This is a genomic window from Crassaminicella indica, assembly GCF_019203185.1.
Classification (GTDB): Bacteria; Bacillota; Clostridia; order Peptostreptococcales; family Thermotaleaceae; genus Crassaminicella; species Crassaminicella indica.
In genome coordinates this window covers 1,292,341-1,306,717 of sequence record NZ_CP078093.1, presented here as the reverse complement: position 1 = coordinate 1,306,717, position 14,377 = coordinate 1,292,341, and the positions used below count along the sequence as shown (strand labels likewise).

Here is a 14,377-nt window from a genome sequence, read left to right as displayed (position 1 = left end):
TGTTTTTTACAATATAGTTGTATCACTGATATTATAATATTTAGAAAATAATATGTCAAAACTTTTCCTATTTATTTTGCCCATAAATTTTTAATATATAAAAATATACCTATGCTTTTATATAATATGTTACAATGAGTTTAGTCCAATTTTTCGAGGTGATATCATGAAGCTTTCTGTAGAACAATTAAAGGATTCTAATCATTTTTTAAATATTATATTTGAAAATATTACATCTGCTATTTTTTTAGTAGACAAAAATATGAAGTTACAACAATTCAATGAACCTTTCAGCGTTTTATTCAATAAAAAAGAAGATAAAATAATTGGCAAACTATGTGGAAATATCATTGGCTGTCAATACTCAGTTGATGAAAATAAAAATTGTGGTACTACAAGCAATTGTGAAAGCTGTATTATTAGAAACTCTATATTAAAAGCATTTCATGATCAAACTCCCACCTTTAAAGAAATATTAACTAGAAATTTCTATATAAATGAAAAATCCATAAAAAAATATTTCCAATTTACTACCAAGTATATTAACTACAATGGTGAAGACATGGTTTTAGTTATATTAGATGATATTACAGAGCTTGAAAATAGCAAATTAGAGCTTCAGAAAAGAAATGAAATGATCGAAGCTTATCACAGCCGAATTCGAGATGAATTAGCCCTTGCTAAAAATGTTCAGCAAAATCTTATCCCAAATAAGCTCCCTCAATTAGAAGGAGTATCCTTGTCTGCTATCTACAAGCCTCTAGAAGAAATAGGTGGAGATTTATATGATTTTATAAAAATAAATGAAAACTCTTTAGGAATATTTTTAAGTGATATATCTGGTCACGGTGTTCCTGCTGCTATGATTACAGCTATGGTAAAAGCGATTATGGAAACGAGTAATTATCTTTTTCAGCATCCAGCAGCTTTTATTAACTATCTCAATAGAAAACTAATTAATATATCTGAAAACCTATACTTAACTGCATTTTATGGGCTTTATAATAATAAAACAAAAAGATTTACTTATATGAGATGTGGTCATCCTTATCCTTTAATCATTAGAAACGGGGAATGTATAGAATTAAAGGAAGGAGGAAGTACTATTTTAGGTGTTTTTGAAAATATAAACTTCGAAAGTAAAACAATAGCTCTTCAAAAAGGAGATAAACTCATCTTTTATACAGATGGATTAACAGAAACTAAAGAATATCCTCATACTATATCTCAAAAAGATCTTCATAGCATTTTATTAAAGCATTCTCATAAAAAAATAGATTCCTTCATAAACCATGTCTATGAAGAAATAATCAATTTAAGAAAAAGTAAAACCTTTGAAGATGATGTATGTATTTTAGGAATGGAAATACATGATTAGATCTAAAAAATGTATAGCAATCGCTATACATTTTTTATTTATATTTTAAATTTATTTATAGTTTCTTGAAGCTTTCCTGATAAACTTGCAAGCTGTTCTGCTGATGAAGATAGCTCTTCAAGTGTTGCAGATTGCTCCTCTGTAGAAGCTGCTACTTCCTCTGCTCCAGCAGCATTTTCTTCTGTAATACTTGCAATATTTTCAATATTTTCTCCTACAACAGCTGCATGTTCATTTAAATTTTCACAGGCAAGCGTTACTCCTTTCATATTATCTGTAAGATCTGAAACAGATTTTAATATATCTTCAAAAACATTTACCGTTTCTTTTACAGCGTTTTCTTGCTCTGTTACTATCAATTTTGCTTGTTCCATTTCCTTAACAGCATTTTCTACACTTGTCTGAATCTCATTTATCAAATCACTAATATTTTTAGTTGCTCTTCCTGATTCTTCTGCAAGCTTTCTTACTTCCTCTGCAACAACAGCAAATCCCTTTCCTGCTTCTCCTGCTCTTGCTGCTTCAATAGCTGCATTTAATGCTAACAAATTGGTTTGTTCAGCAATGCTACTGATTAACTCAATAATCTGCCCAATTTGTTTTGATTTTTTATCAAGTAATAAAATCTCTTTTCCTACATTCATTGTCGCATCTTTATTCTCTACTGCCTTAATCTCTTGGTACTCTACAATCTGAATTCCTGCATCAACAGTTTCCTTTGTCATAACTGTAAGCTTTTCAGCATGCTCAGTATTATCAACAATTTTTCCAATACCTTTTATTAGTTCATTTACCATATTACTTCCTCTTTGGGTAGATTGTGCTTGTTCTGTAGCTCCCTCTGCTAGCTCTGATACCGTATTAGCTACTTGCTCAGAAACTGTGCTTGCTTCCTCTGTTGAAGCCATCATCTGCTGAGCTGTAGATGCTACCGTCATACCCATTTCATTCATTTCTGATAGAAGACTGCGCATATTTTCAATCATATTATTAAAATTATTAGCAAGTACACCTATTTCATCATCAGTCTGTACATCTACTTTTACCTGAAGATTTCCTTTAGCTACATCTTTTGTAAGTTCAGCTATTTTCAAAATAGGCTTAATAGATCTATTAATTAGAAAATAAATTAATAATCCCATTACAATAATCATAATCATTCCAATACCTGTAATAGTATTTCTAAATATAGCTACATTATCTGTTACTTCGCTTTCATATGTAGTCATTGCAACAGACCATCCTGTAGAGTGTAGCGGTGCATACGCTGCTATTTTTTTCCCACCTTCAAATTCATAATGTTCTACACCAGTTTCTCTTTTTACCATTTTTTTTGTCAGTGCAATTTGAGAATCACTACCTTTTTCTAAAGCATTATAATTAAGAATCATTTCTTTTTTAGGATGTGCCATAACTAAGCCTTCTTGATCAACCATATAAGCATAGCCTGTATCTCCTAATTTTTCAGCATTGACTATATCTGTGATAGTAGATAAATTTACAGTTCCTCCAATTAATCCAATAATATTTCCCATATCATCTTTTATAGGAGCTGCAATTACTATAACAGGCTGTCTTGTGGTTTTTGATACAATTGGCTCTGATATAGTAATTTGTCCTGCTATGACCTTAGAAAAATATTTTCTATCCTTTATATTACCTCCTTGCCCATTTGTACTTAAATAATTTCCATCTATATCAGACATAATAATTGCTTCAAATTCATTAAAAATATTTTTATTTTCAGAAATAAGCTTTTTTAATCCTTCATAATCTATTTTTTTTACTACCTCTACAGACCCTAACAATTCAATAATTTCTTTCCAGCCTTGAATTTTATCATCTGCCATAGTTACAATTTTATCTGCCTTACTCTGTGCTATTTCTTCTATATCATTCATAATAATATCTTTTGCTTGATAATATGCTGTTCCTGATAATATAAGAATAACCAAAATAGAAAATATGAATACAGGTATAGTAATTTTATATTTCAAACTTTTCACAAAAAAACCTCCTTATTCATTTTATATGTACCTTATAATTTATTTTCAACAATCCTTGTAATTTCATCTATTTTTTATAAACAATCTAATAGCTTTTTACACCTCCTCATTTTCTAAAATAAAAAGGTGTCTCTCGATCAGACACCTTTGCCCATTGATTTTCGGCAAACTGGCGATCATAGTAGTTCTCTACCTTAGACCCATGTCTTTGCGTCCTTATGTTTCCATAAGTTTGCTATTATCGTCCTCCTTTTCTATTCAATTTTAAAAATAATCAAAAATATTGTTTTCTATTTTGATTTATTTCGACATATATTGATTTTTTCCTCTATTTTTTTATACCATTCCCTTACATAGTTTATGTAAAGATAAATGAATAAATTCATATAAAAAAAGCAGCAATCGCTGCTTTTTTTTATTCTGCATCTACTCCATAACAAGCACAAAGGGCAACAAGTCCATCATTAAAGCCAGAACCAATAGCGTTAAATTTCCATTCTCCATTATGTCTATATAGCTCTCCAACAACTACAGCTGTTTCTAAGCTATAATCCTCCGAAAGGTCATATCTTAAAAATTCCCTATTCGTATTTTGATCTACCAATCTTACAAAAGCATTCTCAACCATTCCAAAGTTTTGGCCTCTTTCTTTTCCTTCATAAATCGTAATAGCAAATATAATTTTTTGTATTTCAGTAGGTACTGTGTTTAAGTCTACAAAGACGATTTCATCATCTCCACTTCCTTGCCCTGTTCGATTATCTCCACTTAATGTTATTCCAAGCCCTGCTGGTTGTTTATTTCCATAAAATACAAAATCCTTTTCATTTCTTACCTTTCCATCATTCTTTACTGCAAATGCAAATACATCTAAATCAAAATCTCTTCCATCAAATTTATTTACATCCCATCCAAGTCCTATATGAATCTTAGAAAGAACATTTGCATCTAATCCAATATCTGATGCAGCCTTTTTTAGCGATACCTTTTGACCCTTTTTTAGGGATACTGGTTTACTAGCTCCACTACCAAGACCTCCTAAGCTTCCTAATCCTGCTGTTTGTGGTTGATTGTTTCCGCTATTTCCTCCTAGTCCGCCAAGACCACTTAATCCCATATATATACCTCCCTATCTATTGTTAAAGAAATTTCCTAATGTATTTGTCACCTGCCCCATCATATCTTGGGCATTATTTACAGAGTTATCAAAAGCACTCGATTGAGTTCCTACTGTTTCACCTCTATCAATTCCTACATCTAATCCTGCTTTCCTTTCTGAAGGCTGAAGCACTACTGTATTTCCTCCTTGTTTAAATTCAAACATATAAGATTCACCTGATGTTTGCCCTATAAATGTTTTCCAGTTTACATCTGCTTTTAAACTTGGATCTGGACCTGTCCAACATATAATCGCATCTGGATCTACTCTGCAAGGTGTTTGTAGCACAATTGCATTTCCATCTGTAATAATAGCTACATATCCTGTTTCTCCTGAATTATTTTTAAAATTTGTGGTAAATAATCCCTTTTGAGATAATACTCCTGCTCCTATGAAACGAACACCATATGTTAAATTTCCCGTAAAAGCTAATATATTTTCAGATTCTACCCCTACTTGCTCTCCAGGTTCAAGTGGTACAATAGTCACATTTCTTCCTGCAAAAGCTAATATACACATGCCATTTCCTGTTACCTTCATAATTTCCATGTTCTCACCAGTTAATCTTCTAGAGATGTTATTAATAAGACCTCTAGCTATCCCACCACCTGCATTTGGATCTAATAATACTTTTTCATATTTAAATTGACCCTGATCTGCAACCATTGCTCCTTTTTTAGCAAAGAAAAAGCCACTTCCTTGTGCTACACATGAATATGCTGGTGTTTGCTTTGTTGCTCCTGTTAAATGTTCATAAGTTGATAATTGAAAACCCATTATATTCTCCCCTTATCTATTTATTTAAATAAATTATATCATTTTTAAAACATAGATTTTAGAGGGTATTTCAAAATACTTGATTAAACTTTTATCTTATAGGACAAATACCATTATCACAACCATCATTTCCTATGTCCAATGTTGCTTCTTCTTTTTCATATTTTCTAAGTAAAGAAGGAATAAAGGGCTTCATTTCATCTACTCTTTTGTTGTATTCTTCTTCAGTAATTGCTTCATAAGGAAGCAGCTTATAAAAATTATCATCTAGTGATAAGAATGATAATGCAACTATATCATCCCAATTATTCCATACCCACTCTTCTACTTCTTCCCATTCATGCTCTCTTACATGTATCGTAATAGAACAATTGTGATCAACATAATTTTTCATAAACATTTTATAATTTTCAAGCTGCTCTATTGCAGAAACATCATATTTTGTTTTCCCCTTTGGCGCTTTTACAGGAAACTCTACTACTTTTGTAACACAGCTGTCCCATTCTTGTCCAACCTCAGGAAATACCGGATACCCTAATTCCTCACAAACCTTTACTAATGGATCATCTGAACTTATACGAATTCTTCTTATATAAAAAGGTGAATGAGAATAGTGAACCCCACTAGATACAGTAGGCAACTGGCTTAATGTTCCCTCAGGTTTTACAGTAGTTACCAACAAAGGTTCTTTTCCTCCAATTTCAGCAGCATATTTTTTCACTTCTTCATGAGCTACTTTTCTTAGCTTCCTTAAAAGTTCTGCTTCTTCTTCCTTTGTAATACCTGTAGCATTGACCATATCCTGCCATCCTGTTAAAGAACAGCCTACTAATTTATCTCTTTGTTGCACTGCATCCCAATTTGGCAACTCCAACTCCACACAAGTCATTCTATAACCTGCTCTTACAGATAACCTTTGCGCCTCAAGCAAACCTTTTAAATCTAATTTTCCATTTTTATCTACAAAAGCATATACATTCACTGTTGTTAAGTTACAAAGACCTTGTGAATCAAGAAGAATTTCTCCACATGGATTAACACCATTCATATTTGGTCTTCTTTTTAATCCTGCTTCCTCATTGATCCATCCAGGCTCTCCTGAATATCTCATTCGTTCAATCTGCCAATGAAGCCTTTCCCTTGTAGGTTTTTTTCTATAATATATTGAATTATTGCTCATTTGTCTATGAATAATGCTCTTATCTACAATCCATTGTCCATCAATTTGTTTATATAAATTAGATTTTGCATTTATACATTCTTGATCCTCTGCATCTATTAATACCATTTCAGCTGTTCTTCTAACACCACCTACAACAACATTCTCTCCAATAATATTGGCAATATCTAAACAGTCAATAGGCTTTAGTTTATATTTCTTTTGCTGCGGACTTTGTTTGTTTTTACGAATTACTTGATCAATTTTAAAGAACATATTTTTAAGACTTTCATGTCCACTTGCAGTTCCCCCAAATGTTTTTAGTTTCTCTCCTTTTGGTCTTACATTATCATAATTTACAATTATAGTTTTTACATTTCTATATTCATTACTATATAAAAGCTTAAAGAAGAAATCTAAGCTTTGGGTCCATCCTTCCTTACTATCTCCTACTGTAATTTTAGCAATATTATTGTGGAAAAATTCTAAACTAGTATTATCTTCTCTTTCATTTTTAGGAACAGGCATATAATCTTCATGTATAAGCTCATAATCAAGCCTTACCTTTGGAAGATTTTTCACATCCTCTTTTAAAATCCTAAGACCAACTCCAGAACCCACCATCAGTAAATAAAATAAATCCTTAAAGGACTCAAATTGCTCTATTTTTAAAAAAGAACAATTATAATTTGCCATTGGATAATTTTTCGCTACTGGTGTATTTCCTACCCAAAAGGTACGTCCAGATAAAAATTGACGAAGATTATAAATATTATCATACAGCTTTTTTGCTTCTTCCTTTGTAGTTGGAACTAAACTGCAATTATATTCAACAGCTCTTCTTACTGTTTCCCACCAACATTCTCTTCTTTTTTCCTCTGGCAGCCATCTAGAGTAAGTTCTATAATATACAAAATTACCTAGTTGTTCCATAGGTGAAGTTTTATGCTTATATTTACTGATAAACTCATCTGTTAGCAATCGATCCTCAATCCTTTTTCTCATTTTTCTTTTTTGATTTTGTTCATTTCTATAAATTATGTACATTTTTGCAACATCTCTTCTATCACTTGACATCAATAAATCTTCTACCATATCTTGTATTGCTTCAACATGTATTGGAGATGTTGTATTTCTTATTTTTTCTTGTATTAAATAAGAAATCTTTTTACTTAAATCATTATCTATTCCTGATTTTGTTTCTGCCATAGCTCGTTCGATTGCATTTTTTATTTTGATACTATCAAAATTTACTATTTGATCATTCCGTTTTTTTACCTTAATCATAAAATACTCCTCTCAAAATCATTAATATAGATAAACAATATCAACATTAAAAAATAAATATATAAAGATAAGTGAATGACTTTGATAGCTTTTGCAAAAAAACTTACTGAAATTTCATGAAAAATACGTTAAGAACCTTCATTGTTTGAACGAAGTGAGTTTTGAAGGTTTAGTTTTTTTTCATGGAATGAAATTTTGTTTTTTCAAAAGTTATCTGGAATGGACTGTTCTTTATATTTCATTTTAAATTTGTTTATCTATAATATGTACTAGATATTGTATAAATATATCTTAAATAACATCATTTGGTATATTAAGTTTCAATGTGCACTATATATTGTAGCACCTGAAGGTTTTATTGTCAAAAAAAAAGATGGTTATTTGCCATCTATTTTCTCAGCATATTTAATATTTCTTTTATTGTCTCTACAATATACTCTCCTTTTTTATATTTTCTTTTTGCTACAATTACTTCCACTTGCTTTCCTTTTTCCTCAATATCCTTTAAAATTTGGGGTTGCTCTATAAAAGTGCCTAACGTATTAAAATCTTTGTCCATAATGATAAAGGTGGGTATTTTAGTTTTACCATTCACTTTATAGTTGTCCATAAAAGCTTCATTACCTTCTCTAGATACAATAGAAATTACAAAATTTGAGTTTAACTCTGCCATTTTTTGAAGAGCTGGTACATTAATCATACAATCAGGACACCATATTTCAGCAAATACCAAAACATTTACTAGATGATTAATTTTTTTAATATCCGCTTGCAAAGCTTCATCTAACTCAATGCTATTATATACTTCTAAAGTTCTTTCTTTATAAGTATCTTTATCTTTATTTACAAACTCCATAAAGGAAAGTCCTTTTTTAAAAAGTGCTTGAACACTCATCAAATCCCCCCTTATTTTCATCTAATTATAAACAAATCTATCATAACATTAAAAGTTTTCTTTCCATATCCATTTATATATATGATTCAACATATTATTTTAGACTTATAATATACAGATAAACAACATCAACATTAAAAAAGAAATATATAAAGATAAGTGAATGACTTCGATAACTTTTGTAAAAAAACTTACTGAAATTACATGAAAAATACGTTAAGAACCTTCATTGTTTGAACGAAGTGAGTTTTGAAGGTTTAGTTTTTTTTCATGGAATGAAGTTTTGTTTTTTCAAAAGTTATCTGGAATGAACTGTTCTTTATATTTCATTTTGAAATTGTTTACCTATAGAAAAAAACTTCAAAACAAAATATAAAGGGTAATTTCTTTTTTAAATAAAAAAAATTATCTAGCAACGACCTACTCTCCCAAGGCGTCTCCACCTAAGTACCATCGGCGCTGAAGGGCTTAACTTCTGTGTTCGGCATGGGAACAGGTGTAACTCCTTCGCTATAGTCACTAGATAATTTCTTTGCTAAATATAAACTTTAAACAGATTACTAAAATCTATCATATACTGCTTTTCATTAACACTTATACCTTCAAAACTAAACAATGCATATTTTGGTCAAGCCCTCGACCTATTAGTATCGGTCAGCTAAAGACATTACTGCCCTTACACCTCCGACCTATCAACCAGATCGTCTTTCTGGGGTCTTACTGGATTAACTCCATGGGAAATCTTATCTTAAGGGGGGCTTCGCGCTTAGATGCCTTCAGCGCTTATCCCTTCCGTACATAGCTACTCAGCTGTGCCACTGGCGTGACAACTGATGCACCAGAGGTACGTCCATCCCGGTCCTCTCGTACTAAGGACAGCTCCTCTCAAATTTCCTACGCCCACAGCGGATAGGGACCGAACTGTCTCACGACGTTCTGAACCCAGCTCGCGTGCCTCTTTAATGGGCGAACAGCCCAACCCTTGGGACCTACTTCAGCCCCAGGATGAGACGAGCCGACATCGAGGTGCCAAACCTCCCCGTCGATGTGGACTCTTGGGGGAGATAAGCCTGTTATCCCCGGGGTAGCTTTTATCCGTTGAGCGATGGCCCTTCCACTCGGAACCACCGGATCACTAAGCCCGACTTTCGTCCTTGCTCGACCTGTGTGTCTCGCAATCAAGCTCCCTTCTGCCTTTGCACTCTTCGCGCGATTTCCGACCGCGCTGAGGGAACCTTTGGGCGCCTCCGTTACTCTTTAGGAGGCGACCGCCCCAGTCAAACTGCCCACCTGACAGTGTCCCAAAGCTGGATTCACAGCTTATGGTTAGAACTTCAGTATTACAAGAGTGGTATCCCAACGTCGACTCCACACACACTGGCGTGCATGCTTCTCAGTCTCCCACCTATCCTGTACATGTAATACCAAAATCCAGTGTCAGGCTACAGTAAAGCTCCACGGGGTCTTTCCGTCCTGCTGCGGGTAACCGGCATCTTCACCGGTACTACAATTTCACCGAGTCTATTGTTGAGACAGTGCCCAAATCGTTACGCCTTTCGTGCGGGTCGGAACTTACCCGACAAGGAATTTCGCTACCTTAGGACCGTTATAGTTACGGCCGCCGTTTACTGGGGCTTAAGTTCTGTGCTTCACTTTCGTTAACACTTCCCCTTAACCTTCCAGCACCGGGCAGGCGTCAGCCCCTATACATCGTCTTTCGACTTAGCAGAGACCTGTGTTTTTGCTAAACAGTCGCTTGGGCCTATTCTCTGCGGCCACCTCGGGCTTGCACCCTAACGTGGCACCCCTTCTCCCGAAGTTACGGGGTCATTTTGCCGAGTTCCTTAACAATAGTTCTCTCGCTCGCCTTAGGATTCTCTCCTCACCTACCTGTGTCGGTTTGCGGTACGGGCACCTACAATCTCGCTAGAGGCTTTTCTTGACAGTGTGGAATCAGTAAGTTCGCTACTTGTTTTTCGCTCCCCATCACGTCTCAGAATTATCGAAACGGATTTGCCTATCTCGACTTCCTAAACGCTTGGACGCACACAACCAACGGTGCGCTTAACCTATCCTCCTGTGTCACCCCATTGCTCAAACGATTTTCGGTGGTACAGGAATTTCAACCTGTTGTCCATCGCCTACGACTTTCGTCCTCGGCTTAGGTCCCGACTAACCCTGAGTGGACGAACCTTCCTCAGGAAACCTTAGGTTTTCGGCGGGCAGGATTCTCACCTGCCTCTCGCTACTCATGCCAACATTCTCTCTTGTATACAGTCCACTGCTCCTTACGGTACAGCTTCAACCCGTATACAATGCTCCCCTACCCATCCCAAAGGGATGCCGTAGCTTCGGTGACAGGTTTGAGCCCCGGTAATTTTCGGCGCAGGATCACTCGACTAGTGAGCTATTACGCACTCTTTGAATGAATGGCTGCTTCTAAGCCAACATCCTAGTTGTCTATGCAATCCCACATCCTTTTCCACTTAACCTGTACTTAGGGACCTTAGCTGACGGTCTGGGCTGTTTCCCTCTCGACTATGAATCTTATCACACATAGTCTGACTCCTAAAATTATGATTACGGCATTCGGAGTTTGATAGTCTTCGGTAACCGGTGAGGGCCCCTAGGACATTCAGTGCTCTACCTCCGTATCACAACTTTTAAGGCTAGCCCTAAAGCTATTTCGGGGAGAACCAGCTATCTCCGAGTTCGATTGGAATTTCTCCGCTATCCACAAGTCATCCCAGCCTTTTTCAACAGACATGGGTTCGGTCCTCCACGAAATTTTACTTCCGCTTCAACCTGCTCATGGATAGGTCACCCGGTTTCGGGTCTACGGCATACAACTAAAATCGCCCTATTCAGACTCGCTTTCGCTGCGGCTCCGTAGCATAACTACTTAACCTTGCTGCATACCGTAACTCGTTGGCCCGTTCTACAAAAAGTACGCGGTCGTTCATAAAAAGAACTTCCACTGCTTGTAAACATAGGGTTTCAGGTTCTATTTCACTCCCCTCCCGGGGTTCTTTTCACCTTTCCCTCACGGTACTATGCGCTATCGGTCACCAGGTAGTATTTAGCCTTGGGGGGTGGTCCCCCCTGCTTCCCACAAGGTTTCACGTGTCTCGTGGTACTCTGGAGTATACTCGAAAGTCTTCTTGTTTCGCCTACAGGACTATTACCTTCTATGGTGAGCCTTTCCAGACTTCTTCGACTACAATACCTCTTTCTTAATGAGTATATCCGCAACCCCTAAAGAAAATTCTTTAGGTTTGGGCTAGTCCCCTTTCGCTCGCCGCTACTTAGGGAATCGAGTTTTCTTTCTCTTCCTCAGGGTACTTAGATGTTTCAGTTCCCCTGGTATGCCTACCATTACCTATGGATTCAGTAATAGTTACTTAAGTATTACCTTAAGTAGGTTTCCCCATTCGGAAATCCCCGGATCAACGCTTGCTTGCAGCTACCCGAGGCTTATCGCAGCTTACCACGTCCTTCATCGGCTCCTGGTGCCAAGGCATCCGCCCTATGCTCTTTATAGCTTGACCAGTAAAAATTGTATTTTATATGCATTGTTCAGTTTTCAAAGTACACATGGTGGAGACGAGGGGGATCGAACCCCTGACCCCCTGCGTGCAAGGCAGGTGCTCTCCCAGCTGAGCTACGTCCCCATAATTAACTTTTGAAGGTTTGATCCTTCAAAACTATACAGTGTAAGTTAAGCCTTTCTCCTTAGAAAGGAGGTGATCCAGCCGCACCTTCCGATACGGCTACCTTGTTACGACTTCACCCCAGTTATTGATTTCACCTTCGGCAGCTTCCTCCATAAGGTTAGATAGCTGACTTCGGGTGCCCCCAACTCCCGTGGTGTGACGGGCGGTGTGTACAAGACCCGGGAACGCATTCACCGCGGCATTCTGATCCACGATTACTAGCAACTCCAGCTTCATGTGGGCGAGTTGCAGCCCACAATCCGAACTGAGACTGGCTTTTAGGATTTGCTCCAGATTACTCCTTCGCTTCCCGTTGTACCAGCCATTGTAGCACGTGTGTAGCCCAGAACATAAGGGGCATGATGATTTGACGTCATCCCCACCTTCCTCCGAGTTATCCCCGGCAGTCTCTCTAGAGTGCCCATCCGAAATGCTGGCAACTAAAGACAAGGGTTGCGCTCGTTGCGGGACTTAACCCAACATCTCACGACACGAGCTGACGACAACCATGCACCACCTGTCTCTCTGTCCCCGAAGGGATTTCACCGATTAAGGTTAATGCAGAGGATGTCAAGTCCTGGTAAGGTTCTTCGCGTTGCTTCGAATTAAACCACATGCTCCGCTGCTTGTGCGGGTCCCCGTCAATTCCTTTGAGTTTCAGTCTTGCGACCGTACTCCCCAGGCGGAGTGCTTAATGCGTTAGCTGCGGCACCGAAGGGATGAACCTCCGACACCTAGCACTCATCGTTTACGGCGTGGACTACCAGGGTATCTAATCCTGTTCGCTCCCCACGCTTTCGTGCCTCAGCGTCAGTTACAGTCCAGAGAGTCGCCTTCGCCACTGGTGTTCCTCCTAATATCTACGCATTTCACCGCTACACTAGGAATTCCACTCTCCTCTCCTGCACTCAAGCCAATAAGTTTCCAAGGCTTACTACGGTTGAGCCGTAGCCTTTCACCCCAGACTTTATCGGCCGCCTACGCACCCTTTACGCCCAGTGATTCCGGATAACGCTCGCCCCCTACGTATTACCGCGGCTGCTGGCACGTAGTTAGCCGGGGCTTCCTCCTAAGGTACCGTCAGTTTTCTTCCCTTAGGACAGAGTTTTACGACCCGAAGGCCTTCATCACTCACGCGGCGTTGCTGCATCAGGCTTTCGCCCATTGTGCAATATTCCCCACTGCTGCCTCCCGTAGGAGTCTGGACCGTGTCTCAGTTCCAGTGTGGCCGATCACCCTCTCAGGTCGGCTACTGATCGTTGCCTTGGTGAGCCGTTACCTCACCAACTAGCTAATCAGACGCGGGCCCATCCTATACCGCTAAAGCTTTGACTCATGTACCATGCGGTACTAGAGCTTTATCAGGTATTAATCCCGGTTTCCCGAGGCTATCCCTGTGTATAGGGCAGGTTGCCCACGCGTTACTCACCCGTCCGCCGCTTTCCACTAATCAAATCTCCCGAAGGATCATTGACAGCTTCTCGCTCGACTTGCATGTGTTAGGCACGCCGCCAGCGTTCATCCTGAGCCAGGATCAAACTCTCAAATAAAAGAATTCGAATTGAACGTTTCTCGTTTATAACGAGTATCTGGCTTAATTTCTTACACTGTATAATTTTCAAGGTTCATCATCAGAAGACATATATCAGTTTATCACGTATTATATATTATGTCAACTATTTTTTAAAGGTACTTTATGGTAACCTTTTAAATTTCCTTCGCTGAAAGCTTCTGCTCATCAGCGACGATATTTACTATATCATAAATACAAGTACATTTCAAGTTCATTTTTTTATTCACATTTATCATTATATGTGATTTTCTAAAAATTATTCTTGTTTTCTCTATTTTTCTATATATTTTTTATATAGTTATTTAAAGATATTATTCATTTGATTTTTTTTGTAACTTCCTTATATATATAGGTAAACAACATCAACATAAAAAAAGAAATATATAAAGATAAGTGAATGACTTCGATAACTTTTGTAAAAAAACTTACT

Annotated in this window: 6 protein-coding genes, 1 tRNA gene, 3 rRNA genes, 1 riboswitch and 1 other annotated feature (1 of these 12 cut by a window edge); of the genes, 1 reads left to right on the top strand and 9 read right to left on the bottom strand. The window is 37.1% G+C overall.

Annotation, left to right across the window (positions count from 1 at the left end; all coding sequences use genetic code 11):
* Window positions 1–9, bottom strand: a binding site (T-box leader) (it extends 225 nt beyond the left edge of the window).
* 157 nt (window positions 10–166) lie between these two features.
* Window positions 167–1,378, top strand: coding sequence for a SpoIIE family protein phosphatase (locus KVH43_RS06145; RefSeq protein WP_218283952.1), 1,212 nt, complete (start codon window positions 167–169; stop codon window positions 1,376–1,378).
* 38 nt (window positions 1,379–1,416) lie between these two features.
* Here KVH43_RS06145 and KVH43_RS06140 read toward each other — a convergent pair whose 3' ends face one another.
* From KVH43_RS06140 to KVH43_RS06100, 9 genes are all read right to left on the bottom strand, one after another.
* A complete protein-coding gene (locus tag KVH43_RS06140) occupies window positions 1,417–3,384 on the bottom strand; it encodes a methyl-accepting chemotaxis protein (RefSeq protein ID WP_218283951.1) in 1,968 nt (655 codons plus the stop codon).
* A 160-nt stretch (window positions 3,385–3,544) separates the two neighbouring features.
* A riboswitch (cyclic di-GMP riboswitch) is annotated at window positions 3,545–3,631 on the bottom strand.
* A 168-nt stretch (window positions 3,632–3,799) separates the two neighbouring features.
* Complete coding sequence (locus KVH43_RS06135) at window positions 3,800–4,501, bottom strand: TerD family protein (protein WP_218283950.1); 702 nt, start codon at window positions 4,499–4,501, stop codon at window positions 3,800–3,802.
* Window positions 4,502–4,513: 12 nt separating this feature from the next.
* The gene (locus KVH43_RS06130; RefSeq protein ID WP_218283949.1) at window positions 4,514–5,320 is read right to left on the bottom strand and encodes an AIM24 family protein; all 807 of its coding nucleotides are present in this window, start codon (window positions 5,318–5,320) and stop codon (window positions 4,514–4,516) included.
* Between the two features lie 91 nt (window positions 5,321–5,411).
* On the bottom strand, window positions 5,412–7,766 hold the full coding sequence (gene nrdJ / locus KVH43_RS06125; protein ID WP_218283948.1) for a ribonucleoside-triphosphate reductase, adenosylcobalamin-dependent: 2,355 nt from the start codon (window positions 7,764–7,766) through the stop codon (window positions 5,412–5,414).
* A 388-nt stretch (window positions 7,767–8,154) separates the two neighbouring features.
* Complete coding sequence (locus KVH43_RS06120; RefSeq protein ID WP_218283947.1) at window positions 8,155–8,661, bottom strand: thioredoxin family protein; 507 nt, start codon at window positions 8,659–8,661, stop codon at window positions 8,155–8,157.
* Window positions 8,662–9,068: 407 nt separating this feature from the next.
* Window positions 9,069–9,185, bottom strand: a 5S ribosomal RNA gene (rrf, locus tag KVH43_RS06115).
* A gap of 100 nt (window positions 9,186–9,285) precedes the next feature.
* A 23S ribosomal RNA gene (locus KVH43_RS06110) occupies window positions 9,286–12,209 on the bottom strand.
* Between the two features lie 47 nt (window positions 12,210–12,256).
* A tRNA-Ala gene (locus KVH43_RS06105) sits at window positions 12,257–12,332 on the bottom strand.
* A gap of 65 nt (window positions 12,333–12,397) precedes the next feature.
* A 16S ribosomal RNA gene (locus tag KVH43_RS06100) occupies window positions 12,398–13,924 on the bottom strand.
* Together the 16S, 23S and 5S rRNA genes with 1 tRNA gene alongside form the textbook arrangement of a ribosomal RNA operon.
* Window positions 13,925–14,377: the final 453 nt, after the last annotated feature.

Coding starts and splice junctions, on each gene's coding strand:
- KVH43_RS06145 (WP_218283952.1), top strand. CDS start 167: ATGAAGCTTTCTGTAGAACAATTAAAGGATTCTAATCATTTTTTAAAT.
- KVH43_RS06135 (WP_218283950.1), bottom strand. CDS start 4,501: ATGGGATTAAGTGGTCTTGGCGGACTAGGAGGAAATAGCGGAAACAAT.
- KVH43_RS06130 (WP_218283949.1), bottom strand. CDS start 5,320: ATGGGTTTTCAATTATCAACTTATGAACATTTAACAGGAGCAACAAAG.
- nrdJ (WP_218283948.1), bottom strand. CDS start 7,766: ATGATTAAGGTAAAAAAACGGAATGATCAAATAGTAAATTTTGATAGT.
- KVH43_RS06120 (WP_218283947.1), bottom strand. CDS start 8,661: ATGAGTGTTCAAGCACTTTTTAAAAAAGGACTTTCCTTTATGGAGTTT.